The following is a 21,546-nucleotide window of genomic DNA, read 5'->3' as shown; positions in this document are numbered from 1 at the left end:
CATTGGCGTGTGCGTGGTCATCGCCAAGGCCGCCACGTTCTACCTGTTGTATCGCCTGCTGATCTGATCAGCAGGTTTCTCTGGACCTTTCGACCTTGACTGCAGACATCCGTATGAGCGCGCGCATCCCCACGCTGGACATCACCCGTTTCGACACCGATCGCGACGCCTTCGTCGCCGAGCTCGGAGCGGCTTATCGGCAGTGGGGTTTTGCCGGCATCCGCAACCACGGCATCGCCCAGGCCGACATCGACGCCGCCTACGACGTGTTCAAGGCGTTCTTCGCGTTGCCCGAAGCGACCAAGCGCCGTTATCACGTGGAAGGCAGCGGTGGCGCGCGCGGCTACACCGCGTTCGGCGTGGAAACCGCCAAGGATTCCAAGCACTTCGACCTGAAGGAGTTCTGGCACATCGGCCGCGAGATTCCGGACGATTCGCCGTACCGCGCAGTGATGCCGCCGAACCTGTGGCCCAGCGAAGTGCCGGGCTTCCGCGAGCGCGGCTACCAGCTGTACCAGCAGCTCGATCAACTGGGTTCGCGCGTGCTGTCGGCGCTGGCGCTGCATATCGGCCTGCCGCAGGACTACTTCGTCGACAAGACCAACAACGGCAATTCGATCCTGCGGCCGATCCATTACCCGCCGATCACCAGCGACGACATTCCCAACGTGCGTGCCGGTGCGCATGGCGATATCAATTTCATCACCTTGCTGGTGGGTGCCAGTGCCGCCGGCCTGGAAGTGCGTTCCCACGATGGCGAGTGGGTGCCGTTCACTGCCGACGCCGACACCATCGTGGTCAACATCGGCGACATGCTGCAGCGCCTGACCAACCATGTATATCCGTCCACCATCCACCGCGTGGTCAATCCGCCCGGAGAGCAGGCGCGCCAGCCGCGCTATTCGGTGCCGTTCTTCCTGCATCCCAATCCGGATTTCCTCATCGACGTGCTGCCCTCGTGCATCAGCGCCGACAATCCCAGCCGTTATCCGGAGCCGATCACGGCGCATGGCTTCCTGGAAGAGCGTCTGCGCGAGATCAAGCTGAAGTGATCTGCGCGCCTGCCCAACAGCCGCGCTCGCAACACCACCGGTGACCGGTGCCGCACTTCTGTTCAGAAGATTCCGCTCGCGTCTGGTTAAAGCTTGCGTTCACTCGGGCCGATAACCGAGGCTAATCGCTAGCGCGACGTCGGACTCGCCTGGCGCCCGCTGCCGATTGCACAGGGCTGGGGGCGTGCGCATGCGATGGATCAAATGGCTGGGTGTCGTGTCGGTGCTGGCGGCCTGTGCCGGCGCAGGATCGGTGTCGGCGACAGCGGTCAATGTGACCGTCGCCGATGCCGGCGGCGTGCTGGTCGATGCGGTCGTGAGCCTGGAGCCGGCGCGGCCGGCTCCGCCAGCCGCGGCCAAGACTGCGGAGATGGATCAGGTCAATTCGCAGTTCGTGCCTGCCGTGCTCGCAGTGCGCACCGGCACCCTGGTGCGCTTTCCGAACAACGATCAGATTCGCCACCAGGTGTATTCGTTCTCTCCGGCCAAGCGCTTCGAGCTGCCGCTGTTTCAAGGCACCACCGCAACGCCGGTGCGTTTCGACCAGGCGGGTCTGGTCACCATCGGCTGCAACATCCACGATTGGATGCTGGGTTACATCGTGGTGCTGGACACGCCGTATTTCGGCAAGACCGGCAGCGATGGCCGCGCCCAGCTGGAGGCGCCTGCGGGCAATTACACGCTGCGGGTCTGGCACCCGCGCATCAAGGGCGCGGCCAGCAGCGAGCCGTTGGTGATCGCACGCGAACCAGTACAGCGCCGCGTGACCCTGCAGACCACCGGCGTCGCGCCGGCCGTGGCGCCACCGGATGCGCGCGTGCGCGCCCTGCAGGACAAGTTCCGTAACGCCGACCCGAAGAAGCCGCGCCCATGAGGTCGATGCGCCTGCATACCCGCATCGCGGCCTTGCTCGTGCTGGTCGTGCTTGCCACCCAGGCGCTGACCTTCCTTGCCGTGCAGGTGGCGACCGAGCGCAGTGTCAAGGCGCAACTTGGCGAAGAGCTGGAGATCGGGCAGCGGGTCTGGCAACGCATCAACGTGCGCCGCGACGAACAGCTGCTGCAGTCGGCGTCGGTGCTGGCCGACGATTTCGGGTTTCGTGCGGCCGTTGCAAGCGGCGATGTGCCGACCATGCAGTCGGCCTTGCGTAACCACGCCGCGCGCATGTCGGCGCAAACCGCGCTCTTGCTGTCGCCCGATGGCCAATTCTTGACCGGCCTGGCCGACGTGCCGCAGGCCGAACAATTGCGTGCGGTGCAGGCCTTGCTGCAGCAAGCGCAGCGCGATGGACGCGCGGTCGGTGTAGTGGCGCTGAATCAGCACATCGTGCGGTTGGCGGTGGTGCAGGTGCTGGCGCCGAACCGGGTCGGCTGGATTGGGATCGGCAACGAATCCGGCGATGGCCTGGCGCAGGATTTCCGCACCACCACCGGGCTGGATGCGACCTTCTTTACCGATGGCCCGCCGGTGCGCGTGCTGGCCTCCACCCTGGAGCCCTCGGCGCGCGCCCAATTCGCGCAGCAGCTGCCCCTGGCCGAGAAGGTGCAGGCTGCATCGATCCCGCTGACGCTGGATGAGTCGCGTTATCTGGTCAGGCTGCAATCGATCCAGGGCGACAGCCAGGTGCGGGTGGCCTTGCAGGCATCGCTGGATCGCGCCGTGGCGCCGTACCGCATCCTCAAGCTGCGGATCCTGCTGCTGGCAGGCTTGGCCACGGTCGCTGCACTGGGCGTGGCGATTTTTCTTGCGCGCAGCGTGAGCAAACCGGTGGCGCAACTGGTGCAGGCCGCGCGGCGCATTCAGCGCGGCGACTACCGCACCGCCGTGCAGGTGCCGCCAGGCCGCGAACTCGCCGAACTGGCCGACAGTTTCGGGCGCATGCAGCACCAGATCGCCAGCCGCGAACAGCACATCCTGCATCAGGCCCGCCATGACGCCCTGACCGGGTTGCCTAACCGGATCTGGTTGCTGGAGCGCTTGAAGGACGTGGTGGATCAGACCGTGGCATCCGGTGGCACCGCCGCGGTGCTGATCCTGGATCTGGAGCGCTTCAAGGAACTCAACGACAGCCTGGGCCACGACTTCGCCGACCAGGTATTGGTGGAAGCCGGGCGTCGGTTGGTGGAGGTCGTGCAGGAGCCCAACCTGGTGGGCCGGCTGGGGAGCGATGAATTCATGGTGGTGGTGGCGCAAGCCGATGCGGCCAGCGTGCAGCAGGATGCGCAGCGCCTGCTGCTGCAGTTGCGCCGCCCGCTGGTGTTGCCGCAGGCGCGCATCCAGCTCGAAGCCAGCATCGGCATCGCCTTGATTCCCGAGCACGGCGCCGACCCGGACACCTTGTTGCGTCGGGCCGACATTGCACGGCGGCAGGTCGGTACGACGGCCACCTTCGGCGCCAGCGTCTACCGCATGGGCCAGGACGAACAGCATTTGCGGCGTTTGCGCCTCACCGGCGATCTGCGTCAGGCCATCGGCGCCAATGAACTCACCTTGCGCTTCCAGCCCAAGATTTGTCTGCGCACCGATCATGTCGAACAGGTCGAAGTGCTGGTGCGCTGGCATCATCCGGTGCTCGGGCCGATCGGCCCGGACGAATTCATCCCGCTTGCCGAACACTCCGGCGTGATCCATCCGCTCACCCGCTTCGTGCTGGACCAAGCGCTGCGCTGCCAGGCGCAATGGCGCAAGCAGGGGCTGGAACTGGGCATGGCCATCAACCTGTCCGCACTGGATCTGTCCGATCCCGGATTGCCCGACTTCGTCCGCGGCTGCCTGGAGCATCATGCCGTGCCAGCGCAGTCGGTCACACTGGAATTGACCGAAAGCGCCCTGATGCGCGATGTCGAATTCGCGCTGCACATGCTGCATCAGTTGCGCAGTGTCGGCGTGCGCCTGTCCATCGACGACTTCGGCACCGGCTATTCCTCGTTGGCACAACTCAAGCGCATGCCGGTGAACGAATTGAAGATCGACAAGAGTTTCGTCATGCAGTTGGCCGAAGGCACCGACGATGCCTTCATCGTGCGCAGCACGATCGATCTGGGGCATAACCTAGGGCTGAGCGTGATTGCCGAAGGCGTCGAGAACGCCGCGGCCCTCGCGTTGCTGCGCGGCTACGGCTGCGACATGGTGCAGGGCTATCTGTATTCGCCACCGCTGGAAGAAGCGCCGCTGGTGGCCTGGTGCATGCGCCAACTCGGCATCACCACGCCAGCGCATGCAGGAGTGCAGCGATGAGCGGGCATCTGCGTGTTGCGCTTGTTGCCGCTGCGGTGGCCGGCGTGTTCGCGCCGCTGCATGCCCTGGCCGGCGACGGGCGCCTGCTCGCCACCGGCGGCGTGTCGATGATCGAAGGCAGTAGCGGCGGCGGCATCGTGCCGTGGGCCACGTTGTCCGGGTACGGTACGCGCGACGAGCTTGGCACCGTCGCGTTCGCAACCCATGTCGACAGCGGCGATTACCGTCTCGACGTGCAGGGCGCCGCGCTCACGGTCGGCAATCGGCTGGAACTGTCGCTTGCCCGCCAGCGCCTGGATCTGGGCACCTTGCAGGACCGGCTCGGCTTGCCATGGAATGCGCTTGGCCAGGACGTGTTCGGTGCCAAGGTGCGCGTGGCCGGCGACCTTGTGTACGGACATGCGCCACAAGTCAGCCTGGGCGTGCAGTACAAACGCCTGCGCAACGGCACCTTGCCGTTGGCGATCGGTGCGCGCGACGATCACGGCACCGACATCTATGTCAGCGCAAGCCGCCTGTTGCTGCAGGGCGCTGCTGGATATCAGCTGCTGCTCAACGGCACCTTGCGCGCTACCCGCGCCAACCAGGCCGGCTTGCTCGGCTTCGGCGGCGATCGCCGCAACAGCTATCGCCTGGTTCCGGAGGTCAGCGCCGCCGTCGTGCTGTCGCCGTCCTGGGCAGTGGGTGTGGAATATCGCGACAAACCCAATAACCTCGGCTTTGCGCGCGAGCAAGCGTGGGCAGATGCATTCGTTGCCTGGTTCCCGAGTAAGCATGTCTCGTTGACCGCTGCATTCGCCGATCTTGGCGACATCGCCACGCTTGCCGATCAGCGCGGCCCTTATCTCTCCTTGCAGGTGGCGTTCTGATGAACCGATGGCTGCGCTGGTCGCTGCTCTGCGTGCTGGGCCTGACGAGCGCCTGCGCCAGCACGCAATCGCGGCAGACGCTGTACGACGAACTCGGCGGGCAGGCCGGCATCGAAGCGCTGGTGGAAACCATGCTCTCGCGCATCGCCGACGATCCACGCATCGTCGATAAATTCGCGCGCGTCAATATCGTCATGCTCAACGAGCGCCTGGTGCAGAAGTTCTGCCATGTCGCCGACGGCCCATGCCCGGACACCGCCAAATCGATGCAGCAGGCGCACGCGCACCTGGCCATCCGCGAAGGCGACTTCAATGCCCTGGTCGAGGATCTGAACTGGGCCATGGATCAGCGCAAGATTCCGCGTCGCACGCAAAACCGCCTGCTGGCGCGTCTGGCGGCCATGCACGGCGAGATCGTCAATCACTGAAGCAAGCGGGTGGTTTAGCGTTGGCGGGAAGGTGCGTGAGCTGATGCCGACTTGCGCTGGCATGCGCGTGCATCCAAATCATCTGATGCTCGATACATGCGCTTGCGTGGTCGTCGCAAGCCCTCCGGTCGCCCGGGTCGAAGGCGGGCACGAAGCGCTGCCGAGCACAGGCGATATGGCCCGCACACGCAGCCTGCCGATGCATCATTCCAGCGGCCGCACCCGATGCGAGCCGCGCGCCATCAGGCGTAGGGCAAACGCATGCGGCAACAGCCGCAGTGCTGCGTTGACCAGCCGATAGCGCCAGCCCGGTACCGCCAGCACCTGGCCTCGCTCCAGTGCGGCGATTCCATATTCGGCCACTGCATCGGCCTGCAGCCAGGCCCAGGCGGGCAGGGTGGACATCGCCTCGCGGGTGCCGGTCACGTCGTGGAATTCGGACCAGGCAAAGCCCGGACACAGCGCGCAGACCTTGACCGCGCAATCGGCGTTTTCCAGCGCCAGCGATTCGCTGAAGCGCAGCATGAAGCTCTTGCTGGCCGCATACAGGGTCTGCCCATCGGCGCTGGGCGTCAGTGCGGCGAACGAGGCCACGTTGAGAATGCGGCCCTGGCCGCTGGCACGGATCATCGGCAGCAGTCGCCAGGTCAGTTCGCACACCGCGCCCACCATCACCTGCAGGAAGCGCGCATGCGTGGCCCAGTCGTGATGCAGGTAGCGGCCCGGCACGCCGTAACCGGCGTTGTTGACCAGCGTGCCCACGGTCCAGCCGTTGCGCTGGATCTGCGTTGCCAGCGCCTCGGCCGCGGCAGGGTCGGCCAGATCGGCCGGCAGCACTTCCACCCGAACCGTGCTGCGCAATTCCTCGGCCAATGCCTGCAGCCGGTCCACCCGTCGTGCGGTCAGGATCAACGGCACGCCGCGCCTGGCGTATGCGCGCGCAATCTCGCGGCCAATGCCGCTGGAGGCGCCGGTGATCAAGGCGAAGACAGGCGAAACGGACATGGCAGGTTCCTGTAAGGGGAGGGGAAGGACATCTGGCGGACAGAAGTGTGCCGGTTGCTGCCAGCCCTTGGGCTATTCTGTCGCCTGTCTTCAACTCAGGAACCTGCGCCTGATGCGTCGAAAGATCGTTGCCGGAAATTGGAAGCTGCATGGCAGCCGCGCCTTCGCCACCGAACTGGTGGCCAAGGTGGCCGCGCACATGCCCCTGGAGGGTGTCGAAGTCGTCATCCTGCCGCCACTGCCTTACCTCGGCGACCTGATCGAGGATTTCGAGGCCCATCACCTGTCGTTCGGAGCCCAGGACGTCAGCAGTAATGAGAAGGGCGCCTACACCGGCGAGGTCTCGGCCTCCATGCTGGTCGATGTCGGTGCCGGCTACGGGCTGGTCGGCCACTCCGAGCGCCGCCAGTATCACCATGAGAGCAGCGAGCTGGTGGCACGCAAGTTTGCCGCCGCCATCCATGCTGGACTGATTCCAGTGCTGTGCGTGGGCGAATCGCTGGAACAGCGTGAAGCCGGTCAGACCGAGGCAATCCTGCGTGCCCAGCTCGACCCGGTCCTGGCGCTGGTCGGCAGCGCCGGTTTCGCAGGCGCGGTGCTGGCCTACGAACCGATCTGGGCCATTGGCACCGGCCGCACTGCGACCCCGGAGCAGGCGCAGGCCGTACACGCCTTCCTGCGTGGCGAAGTCGCGAAGGCGGATGCTAGAATCGCCGATTCGCTGCCCATCCTGTACGGGGGCAGTGTCAAGCCCGACAACGCCGGCGAGCTGTTCGCACAGCCTGACGTCGATGGCGGGCTGGTCGGAGGCGCGTCACTGGTCGCCGAAGATTTCCTGGCCATCGCGCGCGCGGCGGCCGCGTGCTAACCCATTAAGTTTTGTCCGGGGACGGATTTCGAAATGCTGATGTTGATCCTCAATGTGGTCTACGTGCTGGTCGCCCTGGCGATGATTGCGCTGATCCTGATGCAGCGTGGCGCAGGTGCGGCGGCCGGTTCCGGCTTCGGTGCCGGCGCGTCCGGCACCGTGTTCGGTTCGCAGGGTGCGTCGAACTTCCTGTCCAAGTCGACCAAGTGGCTGGCGGTGGTGTTCTTCAGCATCAGCCTGTTCATGGCGTGGTACGCCACGCACGGCGCACGTCCTACGGATCAGAACCTGGGTGTGATGTCGCAGTCGGCAACCTCGGCTCCGGCCGCCGCCGGCGAGCTCACCCAGCCGTTGCCGCAGGCCCCGGCCGCAGGTGCGGTGCCGACCGCTCCGTCGCAGCCGGCTCCGGCCGCCGCCCCGGCAGTGGCGCCTGCGCAGTCCGCACCGGCGCAGCCGGCGCCTGCAGCAAGCGAAGAAAACGCTTCAGAACCAGCACAAAAACGCTGAAGCCGGTTACAATACGCTGCGCACTGGGATGCCCAGCGGCGCAACGTATGCCCAGGTGGCGGAATTGGTAGACGCACTACCTTGAGGTGGTAGCGACTTAGGTCGTAGGGGTTCGAGTCCCCTCTTGGGCACCATTGTTTGGCTGCAGTTCCTGCGCATCGCTTGTCGCGCGCGGGGTCTGCCTATACCCCATGCCGGCACGCGGCGCGTGCGGGCAGAGGCAAGAGAGAATCGCTGTGCTGGCCGAATATTTGCCGAGTCTGCTGTTTCTGATCGTCGCCACCGGTATCGGCATCGTGCTGATGTTGGTCGGTCGATTCCTCGGTCCGCGTAGCCCGGACCCGCGCAAGCTCTCGCCTTACGAGTGCGGCTTCGAAGCCTTCGAAGACGCGCGCATGAAGTTCGATGTGCGCTACTACCTGATCGCGATCCAGTTCATCGTGTTCGATCTGGAAATCATCTTCATCGTGCCGTGGACGCAGGTGTTCATGGAGATCGGCGCCCGTTCGCTGGTCACCATGGGGCTGTTCGTCGGCATGTTGTTCCTCGGCTTTATCTACGTGTGGAAGAAGGGAGCGCTGGAATGGGAGTGATTCAGACCCTGGATAGTCTGATGACCAACCCGATGCCGGAAGGCCGGGTGGAAGACATCCTGCGCCCGGAAGGCGAAAACCCGTTGCTCGAAAAGGGCTACGTGACCACCAGCGTCGATGCGCTGCTGAACTGGGCGCGCACCGGCTCGATGTGGCCGATGACCTTCGGTCTGGCCTGCTGTGCGGTCGAGATGATGCATGCGGGCGCCTCGCGCCTGGATCTGGACCGCTACGGCGTGGTGTTCCGCCCGTCGCCGCGCCAGTCCGACGTGATGATCGTGGCCGGTACCCTGGTCAACAAGATGGCCCCGGCGCTGCGCAAGGTCTACGACCAGATGCCCGATCCGAAGTGGGTCATCTCGATGGGCAGCTGCGCCAACGGCGGCGGCTACTATCACTATTCGTATTCGGTGGTGCGCGGTTGCGACCGCATCGTGCCGGTGGACATCTACGTCCCGGGCTGCCCGCCGACCGCCGAGGCGCTGGTCTACGGCATCTTGCAGCTGCAGAAGAAGATCTGGCGTACCCAGACGATCGCGCGCTGACACCCGTCTTCTTCTACCGAGAGCAGCCAAGCCCCCATGGCAGAGCAAGCATCCTCCTTCACTGACCGACTTGCGGCACGTTTCGCCGGTGCGCAGATTGCCGTGGCATTGCCGCGCGGCGAAGTGACGCTGGAAGTCGCGGCCGCCGATTGGCACGCCACCTGTCTTGCACTGCGTGACGAGCTCGGTTTCGAACAGCTCAGCGACCTGTGTGGCGTCGATTACCTGGGCTACGGCAGCGACGAGTGGGATACTGCCGACGTGTCGTCGCAGGGCTTCAGTCGCGGCGTCGAAGGCAAGGCCGTCGGCCGTTTCGCCTGGGGCGAATTCCCCAGCCAGGAAAGCTCTTCCGGCGCGCAGCCGCAGCAGCTGCCCAAGCAACGTTTTGCGGTGGTCGCACAGCTGATTTCCTACCAGCACAACCAGCGTCTGCGCGTGCGTTGCTACGCACCGGACGAGCAGGTGCCGGTGGTGGCGTCGTTGACCGATATCTGGCCGGGCGTGAACTGGTTCGAGCGCGAGGCGTTCGACCTGTTCGGCATCGTGTTCGATGGGCACCCGGACCTTCGCCGCATCCTGACCGACTACGGATTCGTCGGCCACCCGTTCCGCAAGGACTTTCCGCTGATCGGCAACGTCGAAGTGCGTTACGACGAGGAGCGCAAGCGCGTGGTGTACGAGCCGGTGACCTCGGTCGAGCCGCGCGTCGGCGTGCCGCGCGTCATTCGCGACGATGCCCGTTATGAGACTGCCGCTGGTGAAGTGGGCAAGTCGGAGACTGCCAAGTGAGTGAGTTCCGCCAGGCAACCGATGCCTTCGCGAGCAATCCTGTCGAAAGCAAGCAGGAAATCCGCAATTACACGATGAACTTCGGCCCGCAGCATCCTGCGGCGCACGGCGTGTTGCGCCTGATCCTGGAAATGGATGGCGAGACCGTGGTGCGTGCCGATCCGCATATCGGCCTGCTGCACCGTGGCACCGAGAAGCTGGCCGAGTCCAAGCCGTTCAACCAGTCGGTTCCGTACATGGATCGTCTGGATTACGTCTCGATGATGTGCAACGAGCACGCCTATGTGCGCGCGATCGAATCCCTGATGGGGATCGAAGCACCCGAGCGTGCGCAGTACATCCGCACCATGTTCGACGAGATCACCCGCATCAAGAACCATTTGATGTGGGTCGGTTCCAATGCGCTCGATCTGGGTGCGATGGCGGTGATGCTGTATGCATTCCGCGAGCGCGAAGAACTGATGGACGTCTACGAGGCGGTCAGTGGCGCGCGCATGCACGCGGCCTACTACCGTCCCGGCGGCGTCTACCGCGATCTACCCGATCGCATGCCGCAGTACAAGGAGTCGCGTTGGCACAAGGGCGGGGCGCTGAAGAAGCGCAATGCCGGTCGCGAAGGCACCATGCTGGACTTCCTCGAGGAGTTCACCAATACCTTCCCGGCACGCGTGGACGAGTACGAGACCCTGCTGACCGATAACCGCATCTGGAAGCAGCGTACCGTCGACGTCGGTATCATCAGCCCGGATCTGGCACGCGCCTGGGGTATGACCGGTCCGATGTTGCGTGGCTCGGGCATCGAGTGGGATCTGCGCAAGAAGCAGCCCTACGCCAAGTACGACGCGGTGGATTTCGATATCCCGGTCGGCACCAACGGCGACTGCTATGACCGCTACCTGGTGCGCGTGGCCGAGATGCGCGAATCCAACCGCATCATCAAACAGTGCGTGAAGTGGCTGAAGGCCAACCCAGGCCCGGTCATGGTCACCAATTTCAAGGTCGCTCCGCCCAGCCGCGAAGGCATGAAGGACGACATGGAAGCACTGATCCATCACTTCAAGCTGTTCAGTGAAGGCTATTGCGTGCCGGCCGGCGAAACCTATAGCGCGGTGGAAGCACCCAAGGGCGAGTTCGGTTGCTACTTGATGTCCGACGGCGCCAACAAGCCGTTCCGCGTGCATCTGCGCGCGCCGGGTTTTGCGCATCTGTCGTCGATGGACGCGGTGGTGCGTGGCTATTTGTTGGCCGACGTCGTGGCGATGATCGGTACTTACGATTTAGTTTTCGGTGAGGTTGACCGATGAAGGCGACGGGTAATTTCGAAGCGGCGCGCGACGTCGATCCGCAGGTGGTGCTGAGCGACAAGACGCGCGCCCACATCGATCACTGGCTGACCAAGTTCCCGCCGGACCGCAAGCGTTCGGCGGTGCTGCAGGGTCTGCACGCCGCGCAAGAGCAGAACCAGGGCTGGCTGACCGACGAATTGATCGTGGGCGTAGCCAAGTACCTGGAGCTGCCGCCGGTATGGGCTTATGAGGTCGCCAGCTTTTACTCGATGTTCGAGACCGAACGCGTCGGCCGCCATAACGTGGCGTTCTGCACCAATATCAGCTGCTGGCTCAATGGCGCCGAGGATCTGCTGGCCCACGCGGAAAAGAAGCTGGGTTGCAAGCTGGGGCAGTCGACGGCCGATGGTCGCGTCTACCTCAAGCGCGAAGAAGAGTGCCTGGCTGCCTGCTCCGCGGCGCCGATGATGGTCATCAATGGCCACTATCACGAGCATCTGACGAAAGAAAAGGTCGACGCGCTGCTGGACGGGCTGGAGTAAGACATGGCACATCATCACGCACCCTCAGGCCCGGTCGGTCCGGCGCCGCAGCCGCATCAGGTCGTCTACACGACCCTGCACTACGACACTCCGTGGTCGTATGAGAGCTATCTGAAAACCGGTGGCTACGCCGCGCTGCGCAAGATCCTCGAAGAGAAGATCCCGCCGGCCGATGTTATCGAAATGGTCAAGGCGTCGAACCTGCGCGGCCGTGGTGGTGCGGGCTTTCCGACCGGGTTGAAATGGTCGTTCATGCCCAAGGGCACGATGCAGAAGTACATCCTGTGCAATTCGGACGAATCCGAGCCGGGCACCTGCAAAGACCGCGACATCCTGCGCTACAACCCGCATTCGGTGGTGGAGGGCATGGCGATCGCCTGCTACGCCACCGGCTCGACGGTGGGCTACAACTACCTGCGTGGCGAATTCCACCACGAGCCGTTCGAAAACTTCGAGCTGGCGCTGGCCGATGCCTACGCCAACGGTTGGTTAGGCAAGAACATTCTCGGCAGCGGTGTGGATATCGACATCTACGGTGCGCTGGGCGCTGGCGCGTACATCTGTGGCGAAGAAACCGCATTGATGGAATCGCTGGAAGGCAAGAAGGGCCAGCCGCGCTACAAGCCGCCGTTCCCCGCGAATTTCGGCCTGTACGGCAAGCCGACCACCATCAACAACACCGAGACCTATGCGTCGGTGCCGGCGATCATTCGCAATGGCCCGGAGTGGTTTCTCGGTTTGAGCAAGACCAAGAACGGCGGCCCGAAGATCTTCTCGGTGTCCGGTTGCGTGCAGAAGGGCGGCAATTTCGAGGTGCCGCTCGGCACCACCTTCGACGAACTGCTGGAAATGGCCGGCGGGCTGCGCCCGGGTCGCAAGCTCAAGGGCGTGGTGCCTGGCGGCGTGTCGATGCCGGTGCTGAAGGCCGACCAGGTGGCTGGCCTGCAGATGGACTACGACACCTTGCGTGCGCTCGGCACCGGTCTGGGTTCGGGTGCCATCGTGGTGCTGGACGACAGCGTCTGCTGCGTGCGTTTCGCCTGCCGCATCTCGCAGTTCTTTCACAAGGAATCCTGCGGCCAGTGCACCCCGTGCCGCGAGGGCACCGGCTGGATGCATCGCGTGCTGGAGCGCATCGTCGCCGGCAAGGCCACGATGGAAGACCTGCATCAGCTGCGCACCGTCGCTGGCCAGATCGAAGGCCATACCATCTGTGCGTTCGGCGAAGCGGCGGCATGGCCGATTCAAGGCTTCCTGCGCCAGTTCTGGGACGAGTTCGAGTACTACATCGTCAACGGTCGTTCGATCGTCGATACGCAAGTCGGAGTGGCTGCATGAGCGCCCAACCAGTGAACCCGAACGTGCCACCGGACCATGTGACCGTCGAGATCGACGGCCAGAGTCTGGTCGTGCCGAAGGGCTCGATGATCATCCAGGCGGCCGACAAGGCCGGCATCCCGATTCCGCGCTTCTGCTACCACGAGAAGCTGCCGATCGCGGCCAACTGCCGCATGTGCCTGGTCGATGTCGAAAAGTCGCCCAAGCCGTCGCCGGCCTGCGCCACGCCGGTGATGGATGGCATGAAGGTCACCACGCGTAGCGAAAAGGCTTTGAAGTACCAGCGCAGCGTGATGGAATTCCTGCTGATCAACCACCCGCTGGACTGCCCGATCTGCGATCAGGGCGGCGAGTGCGAACTGCAGGACGTTTCGCTCGGTTACGGCCGTTCGGTCAGCCGCTTCAACGAGCGCAAGCGGGTAGTGCCGGACGAGGACATCGGTCCGCTGGTCGCCACTGAGATGACCCGCTGCATCCAGTGCACCCGTTGCGTGCGTTTCACCGCTGATATCGCCGGCACTTACGAGCTGGGCGGCATGTATCGCGGCGAAAACCTGCAGATCGGCACCTACGACGGCAAGCCGCTGACCACCGAGATTTCCGGCAACGTCATCGACGTCTGCCCGGTGGGCGCGCTGACCAACAAGGTGTTCCAGTTCCGCGCGCGTCCGTGGGAACTGATGGCGCGCGAATCGCTGGGTTACCACGATGCGATGGGGTCGAACCTGTTCCTGCATGTGCGTCGTGGCGAAGTGCTGCGCACCGTGCCGCGTGAGAACGAGGCAGTCAACGAATGCTGGCTCTCCGACCGCGACCGTTATTCGCATCAGGGCCTGTATGCCGAAGACCGTGCGGTCAAGCCGCTGAAGAAGGTCAACGGGCAGTGGACTGAAGTGAGCTGGACCGAAGGTCTGGCCGCCGCCACGCAGATCCTGCGCGAAAACGCCGGCGATCAGCTCGGGGTGTTGGTGCATCCGTCCACGTCCAACGAAGAAGGCGCATTGCTCGCGCGTCTGGCCGAAGGTCTGGGCAGCGGCAACCTGGACCACCGTTTGCTCAACCGTGATTTCTCCGACGCTGCGGTAGCCGAAGCGTTTGCCACGCCGCTGGCGGAGATCGAACAGGCTGACGTGGTGGTGTTGTTCGGCACCAATGTGCGGCATGAGCTGCCGTTGCTGCACGCACGTCTGCGCAAGGCGCATATCCAGAACCGTACGCAGATTCACTCGGTCAACCCGGTCGACTTCGATTTCGCCTTCAGCCAGGCCAGCCGCACCGTGGTGGCGCCGTCGCAGTTGGCGGGTGCACTGAGCGATGCGACCCTGCGCGATGCGGTCAAGGCTGCAAGCCGCGCCGTGATCGTGGTCGGCGCGTTGGCCGAAAATCATCCGCAGGCTGCCGCGTTGCGTGCCGCTGCACGCGACTTCGCTGCCGCAACCGGCGCATCGTTGTGCCGCATCCCGCAAGGCGCCAATGCCGTGGGTCTGGTGGCGCAGGGCGTGCTGCCGACCGCGCGCGATGTCGCCGCCATGCTGGCCCAGCCGCGTCAGGCGTACATGCTGTACGGCATCGAGCCAGGCCTGGATTTTGCCGACGCCGCCGCTGCACGCAGCGCGCTGGCAGGCGCCAAGGTGGTTGCCTTCAGCCAGTTCGCCTGTGCGTCGACGCGCGATGTGGCCGATGTGATTCTGCCGATCGGTGCGTTACCGGAGATCGATGCATCGCTGACCAATCTCGATGGCCGCGTACAGACTGCACGTGCTGCTGGCCGCCTGCCGGTCGAAGCGCGCGAGGGCTGGCGCGTGCTGCGTGCACTTGGCGGTGAACTGGGTCTGCCCGGTTTCGAATTCATCGACCTGGTCGGCCTGCGCGCCGGCATGCAGAACCGCAACGTGACGCCAACGGCGTCGGCGCAACCAGCGGCCGCCAGCAACGGGCTGGAAGTCGCTGCAACTGCTGCGATTTACCGCACCGATGCGGTGGTGCGTCGGGCCGCTGCGCTGCAGTCGCATCCGCTCAACATCGCGCCGTGCGTGGCGATGCATCCGGAGCAGGCGACGCAGTTGCAGGTCCAGGCTGGTCAGATGGTCAAGGTCGGTACCGATGCCGGTAAGGCAACGTTGCCGGTGGTGCTGGACAAGCGCGTCGCACCGGGCACGGTGTGGATCGAATCCGGCCATGGCGCAACCGCGCCGCTCGGTGCCGGTCGTGTAACGGTGGTGGCTGCATGAACGAATTGTTGTTGAACCTGGTCGACCCGTTGCACCAGTGGTTCCTGGGGCTGGGCGATGGCGGCGTGGTGCTGTGGTCGGTATTGAAGATCCTGCTGATCGCCGTGCCGGTGATCGTGGCGGTGGCCTTCTACGTGGTCTGGGAGCGCAAGCTGATCGGCTGGATGCACGTGCGCCATGGGCCCATGTACGTGGGTATGGGCATCTTCCAGGCCTTCGCCGACGTCTTCAAACTCCTGTTCAAGGAAATCGTGCAGCCAACCAGCTCGCACAAGGCGATGTTCGTCATCGCACCGCTGCTGACACTGGCGCCGGCCTTCGCCGCATGGTCGGTAGTACCATTCGATGCGAAGCTGGTGTTGTCCAATGCCAACGTCGGCCTGCTGTATCTGCTGGCGATGACCTCGCTGGGCGTGTACGGCATCATCCTGGCCGGCTGGGCATCGAACTCGAAATACGCCTTCCTGGGCGCGATGCGTTCGGCCGCGCAGGTGGTCAGCTACGAAATCGCGATGGGCTTTGCGCTGGTCGGTGTGATGATTGCCTCCGGCAGTGTCAACCTGAGCCAGATCGTGTTCGCGCAGGCCGGCAACTCCGGTTTCTTTGACTGGTTCCTGATTCCGCTGTTCCCGTTGTTCATCGTGTACTGGGTTTCTGGCGTCGCCGAAACCAACCGCGCGCCGTTCGACGTGGTGGAAGGCGAATCGGAAATCGTCGCCGGTCACATGGTGGAATATTCCGGCGGTGCGTTCGCCCTGTTCTTCCTGGCCGAATACGCCAACATGATCCTGGTCAGCTTCCTGATCTCGATCTTCTTCCTCGGCGGTTGGTTGAGCCCGATCCAGGGCTGGGTCAATGCGGACGTTTCGCCGTGGATCGACTGGTTGTGGAAGGGCGGCTGGCCGTGGCTGCTGATGAAGGTGTTCTTCTTCGCCAGCGCCTATATCTGGTTCCGCGCCAGCTTCCCGCGTTACCGCTACGACCAGATCATGCGTCTGGGCTGGAAGGTCTTCATTCCGCTCACGATCGTGTGGATCGCAGTGACGGCGTTGATGGTGTTTTACGGCGTGATCCAGAAGGGCGTGTAATTGATGAACAAGATCACCCATTACTTCAAGAGCTTGCTGCTGCTCGAGCTGCTCGGCGGCTTGTGGCTGACGTTGAAATACACGTTCAAGCCCAAGTACACCGTGCTGTATCCGATGGAGAAGTTCCCGCAGTCGCCGCGCTTTCGCGGCCTGCATGCGCTGCGCCGTTATCCCAACGGCGAAGAGCGTTGCATCGCCTGCAAGCTGTGCGAAGCGGTGTGCCCAGCGCTGGCGATCACCATCGACTCGGCCAAGCGCGAAGACGGCACCCGCCGCACCACGCGCTACGACATCGACCTGTTCAAGTGCATCTTCTGCGGCTTCTGCGAAGAAAGCTGCCCGGTGGACTCGATTGTCGAAACGCACATCCTCGAGTACCACTTCGAGAAGCGTGGCGAAAACATTGTCAACAAGCCGCAGCTGCTGGCGATCGGAGACCGGTTAGAGACCGAGATCGCCGAGCGTCGCGCTGCCGATGCCGCCTTCCGTTGAGGTCATGATGGACTGGGTCACTCTTGCTTTCTACGCCTTCTCCGCCGTCGCGGTCGTGTCCGCCGGTGCGGTGATCAGCGTGCGCAACCCGGTATACGCCGTGTTGTGCCTGATCCTCACGTTCTTCTCGATGGCATGCATCTGGCTGCTGGTCGGGGCTGAATTCCTCGGCGTGACGCTGGTGCTGGTCTATGTCGGCGCGGTGATGGTGCTGTTCCTCTTTGTGGTGATGATGCTGGACATCGATACCAGCCGCTTGCGCGAGGGGTGGGTCAAGTACATGCCGCTCGGCGTCATCGTGGCGGTGGCCATGCTCGCGCAGATGGTCACGTTGATCGGTGTCAAGGCGCGCAGCGCCACGCCGTTCCCGGCAGACAACGCAGCTGCGCAAGCGGCTGACAGTTCAAACCTGACCTGGTTGGCCAAGAGCCTGTACACCGAATTTCTGCTGCCTTTCGAATTTGCCGCGGTGATCCTGACGGTGGCGGTGGTGGCTGCAGTGATGCTGACCCTGCGCAAGCGCACTGGCATCAAGTTGCAGAATGCCGGCGAGCAGTCCCGGGTCAAGGCGGGCGACCGTCTGCGCATGGTCAAAATGGCGGTTGAAAAGCCGGTACAGGTTGCGCCGCAAATCGACGCGGCCGACGGACAGGAGGCGAAGTCTTGATTACCTTGGGCCACCTGCTTGGACTGGGCGCGGTGCTGTTCTGCATCTCGCTGGCCGGCATCTTCCTCAACCGCAAGAACGTCATCGTGCTGCTGATGTCGATCGAGTTGATGTTGCTGTCGGTCAACGTCAACTTCATCGCGTTCTCGCGCGAGCTTGGCGATACCGCCGGTCAGTTGTTCGTGTTCTTCATTCTGACGGTTGCCGCTGCGGAGGCTGCAATCGGCCTTGCGATCCTGGTGACTCTGTTCCGCACGCGCCGCACGATCAATGTGGCCGAAGTCGATACGTTGAAGGGCTGACCTGTAGATGGAAATCACTCTCTCCAAGAGTCTGTTGATCGCAGTGGTGCTTGCACCGCTGGTCGGCAGCATCATCGCCGGCCTGTTCGGGCGCCAGGTCGGGCGCAAGGGCGCGCAGTACGTCACCATCCTCGGTGTTGCGGTCAGCTGCGTGCTGTCGTGCCTGACGCTGTATCAGCTGGTGGAGCAGGGCGCCAGCCCGTTCAACCAGAACCTCTACACATTCTTTGATGTCGGCAACTACTCGGCACATGTCGGCTTCATGGTCGACCGCCTGACTGCGATGATGATGGTGGTGGTGACCTTCGTGTCGCTGTTGGTGCACATCTACACCATCGGCTACATGGAAGAGGACCCGGGTTACCAGCGCTTCTTCAGCTACATCTCGTTGTTCACCTTCTCCATGCTTACGCTGGTGATGAGCAACAACTTCCTGCAGCTGTTCTTCGGCTGGGAAGCGGTGGGCCTGGTGTCGTACCTGCTGATCGGTTTCTGGTTCAAGCGCCCGACTGCCGTGTTCGCCAACATGAAGGCGTTCCTGGTCAACCGCGTCGGCGACTTTGGCTTCATCCTCGGTATCGCCGGCGTCCTGTTGTGGTTCGGCTCGTTGGATTACTCCACCGTGTTCGCCAACGCGACCACCATGGCCGGCGCCAAGGTGCAGCTGTTCGCGGGCCACGAATGGAGCGTGATGACGCTGATCTGCATCTGCCTGTTTATCGGTGCGATGGGCAAGTCGGCCCAGGTGCCGTTGCACGTGTGGCTGCCGGACTCGATGGAAGGCCCGACACCGATCTCGGCGCTGATCCACGCCGCAACGATGGTGACCGCCGGCATCTTCATGGTGGCGCGTATGTCGCCGCTGTTCGAGCTGTCGGAAACAGCGCTGAACTTCATCCTGTTCATCGGTGCGACCACAGCCTTCTTCACCGGCCTGATCGGTATCGTGCAGAACGACATCAAGCGCGTGGTGGCGTACTCCACGCTGTCGCAGCTGGGTTACATGACCGTGGCATTGGGCGTGTCGGCCTATTCGGCAGCCGTGTTCCACCTGATGACCCATGCCTTCTTCAAGGCGCTGCTGTTCCTGGCGGCCGGCTCGGTGATCATCGGCATGCACCACGAGCAGGACATGCGCAAGATGGGTGGCCTGCGCAAGTACATGAAGGTGACCTACTGGACCAGCGTGATCGGTACATTGGCCTTGGTTGGTACGCCGTTCTTCTCCGGCTTCTACTCGAAGGACACCATTATCGAGGCCGCTGCGCATCATGCGCATGAGTCGCATGGCTGGATCGCAACCTATGGCTACTGGGCTGTGCTTGGCGGCGTATTGGTGACCAGTTTCTACAGCTTCCGTCTGCTGTTCCTGACCTTCCACGGCAAGGAGCGGTTCCGCGACGCCCATGCGCACGACGCGCATTCGCATCACGACAGCGCGCATACCGATGCCGAAGCGCAGGTTCACTCGCACGATGCGCATGGCCACGACACGCATGGCCACGACGATCACGGACATGGTCACCATGGTGCCCACGAGCCGCATGAGTCCAAGTGGGTGGTAACACTGCCGTTGGTCTTGTTAGCAATCCCCTCGATCGCGATCGGCTTCTTCACGATCGGTCCGATGTTGTTCGGAACCGACTGGCAGGGCCACCATGCAGCACACGCTATGCAGGGCCAGGCAGTTTCGTTCTTCACTGGCATCGTCGATTTCTACGATCCGGCACGCGATACCGTTGGTGCATTGGCCGAAGAGTTTCACGGCCCGGTTGCTTTCGCACTGCACGGCATGATGGCCGCTCCGTTCTTCCTGACGATTGCCGGCCTGCTGCTGGCTGCCCTGTTCTACCTGTGGAAGCCGGAACTGGCCACAAAGTCGCGCAAGACATTCGCGCCGATCGTGTGGTTGCTGGAAAACAAGTACGGCTTCGACAAGCTCTGGATCAATGGCTTCGCCGGTGGTGGCGTTGTGCTTGGCAAGGCGTCACGTGCAGTCGATACCCATGTGGTCGACGGCGCTGTCGTCAACGGTTCTGCCCGACTGATCGACCTGGCTGCAAATCTGCTGCGTCGCACGCAATCCGGTTTCCTCTATCACTACGCCTTCGCAATGATCATCGGTTTGATCGCCTTGTTGGCGGTACTGATGCATTTCTGGCGTTGACCTGTACGGAATAAGAAAACGTGTCGAACTGGCCTTTACTGTCTATCTTGATCTGGCTGCCGATTATCGGCGGCGCCCTGATCCTTGCGTTGCGCAACGCCGAGACTGCCCGCTGGGCTTCCTTGGCGGTAGCGGTGGCGACCTTTGCGCTGAGTCTGCCGCTGCTGGGCTACGACACTGCCAATGACGCCATGCAGTTCATCGAACTGCATGCCTGGATCCCGGCCTACAACATCGGCTACAACCTGGGCGTGGATGGCATTGCGGTCGCGTTGATCGTGCTGACCACGCTGGTGACGGTGCTGGCCCTGATCGGCGCCTGGCGCTCGATCGACAAGCGCGTCAATCAGTACGTCGCTGCCTTCCTGATTCTGGAAGGCGTCACGGTCGGCATCTTCGCCGCCACCGACGCGATGTTGTTCTACGTGTTCTTCGAAGCCATGCTGATCCCGATGTTCCTGATCATCGGCGTCTGGGGCGGCCCGCGGCGCATCTACGCGGCGATGAAGTTCTTCCTCTATACCTTCCTCGGCTCGGTACTGATGTTGGTGGGCCTGGTGTATCTGTATCTGAAGGGCGGCAGCTTCCAGCTCGCCGACCTGTACGCGCTGCAGCTGACCGCCAAGGAACAGACCTGGATCTTCTTCGCATTCCTGATCGCCTTTGCGGTCAAGGTGCCGATGTTCCCGGTGCACACCTGGTTGCCTGACGCGCACGTCGAGGCGCCGACCGCCGGTTCGGTGATCCTGGCGGCGATTGCGTTGAAGATCGGCGGCTATGGCTTCCTGCGCTTCAACCTGCCGATCGTGCCCGACGCGAGCCATGAGTTCGCCTGGCTGGTCATCACGCTGTCGCTGATTGCGGTGATCTATGTCGGCCTGGTGGCGTTGGTGCAGGACGACATGAAGAAGCTGGTGGCGTATTCGTCCATCGCGCACATGGGCTTCGTCACGCTCGGTACCTTTATCGCCTTCACCCTGGTGCGCGAGTACGGCAGCACCGATGCTGCCCGTCTGGGCCTGCAGGGCGCGATGGTGCAGATGATCTCGCACGGTTTCGTGTCCGGCGCGATGTTCTCGTGCATCGGCGTGCTTTACGACCGCATGCATACCCGTCGCATCGCCGATTACGGCGGCGTGGTCAACGTGATGCCCTGGTTCGCCACCTTCGCCATGTTGTTCTTCATGGCCAATGCCGGCCTGCCGGGAACCAGTGGTTTCGTCGGCGAGTTCATGGTCATCCTGGCCAGCTTCCAGAAACATCCGTTGGTTGCCTTCGGCGCCGCCACCACGCTGGTGATCACCGCTGCGTACACGCTGTGGCTGTACAAGCGCGTGTTCTTCGGCGAAGTGGCCAACGCACACGTGGCCGAGCTGAAAGACATCAATGGCCGCGAAGCATTCGTGCTGGGGGTGTTCGCCGCTGGCGTGCTGGCCCTTGGCCTGTACCCGAAGCCGCTGACCGATCTGATGGAACCGTCGATCGCCAAGCTGGCGACCCAGATTGCCGCGACCAAGCTCTGACCGCTTGCCGTACGTTT

General features: G+C 63.4%; 21 protein-coding genes and 1 tRNA gene. 21 read left to right on the top strand and 1 reads right to left on the bottom strand.

What is annotated here, in order from left to right; genetic code table 11:
* Window positions 1-113 precede the first annotated feature (113 nt).
* From J7396_RS06710 to J7396_RS06690, 5 genes are all read left to right on the top strand, one after another.
* Window positions 114-1,052 (top strand): 2-oxoglutarate and iron-dependent oxygenase domain-containing protein, encoded by a 939-nt coding sequence (locus tag J7396_RS06710; protein ID WP_011347947.1) that lies wholly within the window; start codon window positions 114-116, stop codon window positions 1,050-1,052.
* Window positions 1,053-1,242: 190 nt separating this feature from the next.
* Window positions 1,243-1,926, top strand: a complete 684-nt coding sequence (locus tag J7396_RS06705) for a methylamine utilization protein (protein WP_209261202.1) — start codon at window positions 1,243-1,245, stop codon at window positions 1,924-1,926.
* Window positions 1,923-4,289 (top strand): EAL domain-containing protein, encoded by a 2,367-nt coding sequence (locus J7396_RS06700; protein WP_209261201.1) that lies wholly within the window; start codon window positions 1,923-1,925, stop codon window positions 4,287-4,289. The genes J7396_RS06705 and J7396_RS06700 overlap by 4 nt, the downstream gene beginning before the upstream one ends.
* The gene (locus J7396_RS06695) at window positions 4,286-5,158 is read left to right on the top strand and encodes a DUF3034 family protein (RefSeq protein WP_008570963.1); all 873 of its coding nucleotides are present in this window, start codon (window positions 4,286-4,288) and stop codon (window positions 5,156-5,158) included. The genes J7396_RS06700 and J7396_RS06695 overlap by 4 nt, the downstream gene beginning before the upstream one ends.
* Window positions 5,158-5,586 (top strand): group 1 truncated hemoglobin, encoded by a 429-nt coding sequence (locus J7396_RS06690; protein ID WP_008570964.1) that lies wholly within the window; start codon window positions 5,158-5,160, stop codon window positions 5,584-5,586. Before J7396_RS06695 ends, J7396_RS06690 begins: the two co-directional genes overlap by 1 nt.
* A 204-nt stretch (window positions 5,587-5,790) precedes the next feature.
* On the opposite strand, the gene J7396_RS06685 is transcribed toward J7396_RS06690, so the two are convergent.
* Window positions 5,791-6,591 (bottom strand): SDR family NAD(P)-dependent oxidoreductase, encoded by an 801-nt coding sequence (locus J7396_RS06685; RefSeq protein WP_008570965.1) that lies wholly within the window; start codon window positions 6,589-6,591, stop codon window positions 5,791-5,793.
* A gap of 112 nt (window positions 6,592-6,703) precedes the next feature.
* On the opposite strand from J7396_RS06685, the gene tpiA reads away from it, so the two are divergent.
* The 16 genes from tpiA (at window position 6,704) to J7396_RS06605 (ending at window position 21,529) form a co-directional block, all read left to right on the top strand.
* On the top strand, window positions 6,704-7,459 hold the full coding sequence (tpiA, locus tag J7396_RS06680) for a triose-phosphate isomerase (protein WP_008570966.1): 756 nt from the start codon (window positions 6,704-6,706) through the stop codon (window positions 7,457-7,459).
* Window positions 7,460-7,492: 33 nt separating this feature from the next.
* Window positions 7,493-7,966 (top strand): preprotein translocase subunit SecG, encoded by a 474-nt coding sequence (gene secG / locus J7396_RS06675; RefSeq protein WP_122272603.1) that lies wholly within the window; start codon window positions 7,493-7,495, stop codon window positions 7,964-7,966.
* A gap of 49 nt (window positions 7,967-8,015) precedes the next feature.
* Window positions 8,016-8,100, top strand: a tRNA-Leu gene (locus J7396_RS06670).
* A 102-nt stretch (window positions 8,101-8,202) separates the two neighbouring features.
* The gene (locus J7396_RS06665; RefSeq protein ID WP_003485539.1) at window positions 8,203-8,559 is read left to right on the top strand and encodes an NADH-quinone oxidoreductase subunit A; all 357 of its coding nucleotides are present in this window, start codon (window positions 8,203-8,205) and stop codon (window positions 8,557-8,559) included.
* Entirely contained in the window at window positions 8,550-9,104 is a 555-nt protein-coding gene (locus J7396_RS06660) for an NADH-quinone oxidoreductase subunit B (RefSeq protein WP_005914280.1), read from the top strand. The genes J7396_RS06665 and J7396_RS06660 overlap by 10 nt, the downstream gene beginning before the upstream one ends.
* Window positions 9,105-9,140: 36 nt before the next feature.
* The gene (locus J7396_RS06655; RefSeq protein WP_008570968.1) at window positions 9,141-9,893 is read left to right on the top strand and encodes an NADH-quinone oxidoreductase subunit C; all 753 of its coding nucleotides are present in this window, start codon (window positions 9,141-9,143) and stop codon (window positions 9,891-9,893) included.
* On the top strand, window positions 9,890-11,197 hold the full coding sequence (locus J7396_RS06650; RefSeq protein ID WP_008570969.1) for an NADH-quinone oxidoreductase subunit D: 1,308 nt from the start codon (window positions 9,890-9,892) through the stop codon (window positions 11,195-11,197). Before J7396_RS06655 ends, J7396_RS06650 begins: the two co-directional genes overlap by 4 nt.
* Entirely contained in the window at window positions 11,194-11,721 is a 528-nt protein-coding gene (nuoE, locus tag J7396_RS06645) for an NADH-quinone oxidoreductase subunit NuoE (RefSeq protein WP_003485548.1), read from the top strand. The genes J7396_RS06650 and nuoE overlap by 4 nt, the downstream gene beginning before the upstream one ends.
* Before the next feature lie 3 nt (window positions 11,722-11,724).
* Window positions 11,725-13,059, top strand: a complete 1,335-nt coding sequence (nuoF, locus tag J7396_RS06640; protein ID WP_003485551.1) for an NADH-quinone oxidoreductase subunit NuoF — start codon at window positions 11,725-11,727, stop codon at window positions 13,057-13,059.
* Window positions 13,056-15,290: an NADH-quinone oxidoreductase subunit NuoG gene (nuoG, locus tag J7396_RS06635; RefSeq protein WP_209261200.1), complete on the top strand. Its 2,235-nt coding sequence runs from the start codon at window positions 13,056-13,058 to the stop codon at window positions 15,288-15,290. The genes nuoF and nuoG overlap by 4 nt, the downstream gene beginning before the upstream one ends.
* Entirely contained in the window at window positions 15,287-16,378 is a 1,092-nt protein-coding gene (gene nuoH / locus J7396_RS06630; protein WP_008570972.1) for an NADH-quinone oxidoreductase subunit NuoH, read from the top strand. Before nuoG ends, nuoH begins: the two co-directional genes overlap by 4 nt.
* 3 nt (window positions 16,379-16,381) lie before the next feature.
* On the top strand, window positions 16,382-16,870 hold the full coding sequence (gene nuoI, locus J7396_RS06625; RefSeq protein ID WP_003485557.1) for an NADH-quinone oxidoreductase subunit NuoI: 489 nt from the start codon (window positions 16,382-16,384) through the stop codon (window positions 16,868-16,870).
* A gap of 4 nt (window positions 16,871-16,874) precedes the next feature.
* Window positions 16,875-17,537 carry an NADH-quinone oxidoreductase subunit J gene (locus tag J7396_RS06620; RefSeq protein ID WP_008570973.1) on the top strand — a complete coding sequence of 221 codons (663 nt, stop codon included), beginning with the start codon at window positions 16,875-16,877 and terminating at the stop codon, window positions 17,535-17,537.
* Window positions 17,534-17,839: an NADH-quinone oxidoreductase subunit NuoK gene (gene nuoK / locus J7396_RS06615; protein WP_005914274.1), complete on the top strand. Its 306-nt coding sequence runs from the start codon at window positions 17,534-17,536 to the stop codon at window positions 17,837-17,839. Before J7396_RS06620 ends, nuoK begins: the two co-directional genes overlap by 4 nt.
* A gap of 7 nt (window positions 17,840-17,846) precedes the next feature.
* Window positions 17,847-20,006, top strand: coding sequence for an NADH-quinone oxidoreductase subunit L (gene nuoL / locus J7396_RS06610; RefSeq protein WP_029819747.1), 2,160 nt, complete (start codon window positions 17,847-17,849; stop codon window positions 20,004-20,006).
* 20 nt (window positions 20,007-20,026) lie between these two features.
* Window positions 20,027-21,529 carry an NADH-quinone oxidoreductase subunit M gene (locus J7396_RS06605; RefSeq protein WP_031423322.1) on the top strand — a complete coding sequence of 501 codons (1,503 nt, stop codon included), beginning with the start codon at window positions 20,027-20,029 and terminating at the stop codon, window positions 21,527-21,529.
* Window positions 21,530-21,546 lie beyond the last annotated feature (17 nt).

This window comes from Xanthomonas sp. A1809 (assembly GCF_017746015.1).
GTDB classification, from domain to species: domain Bacteria; phylum Pseudomonadota; class Gammaproteobacteria; order Xanthomonadales; family Xanthomonadaceae; genus Xanthomonas; species Xanthomonas euvesicatoria.
This window is presented reverse-complemented; position numbering and strand designations above follow the sequence as displayed.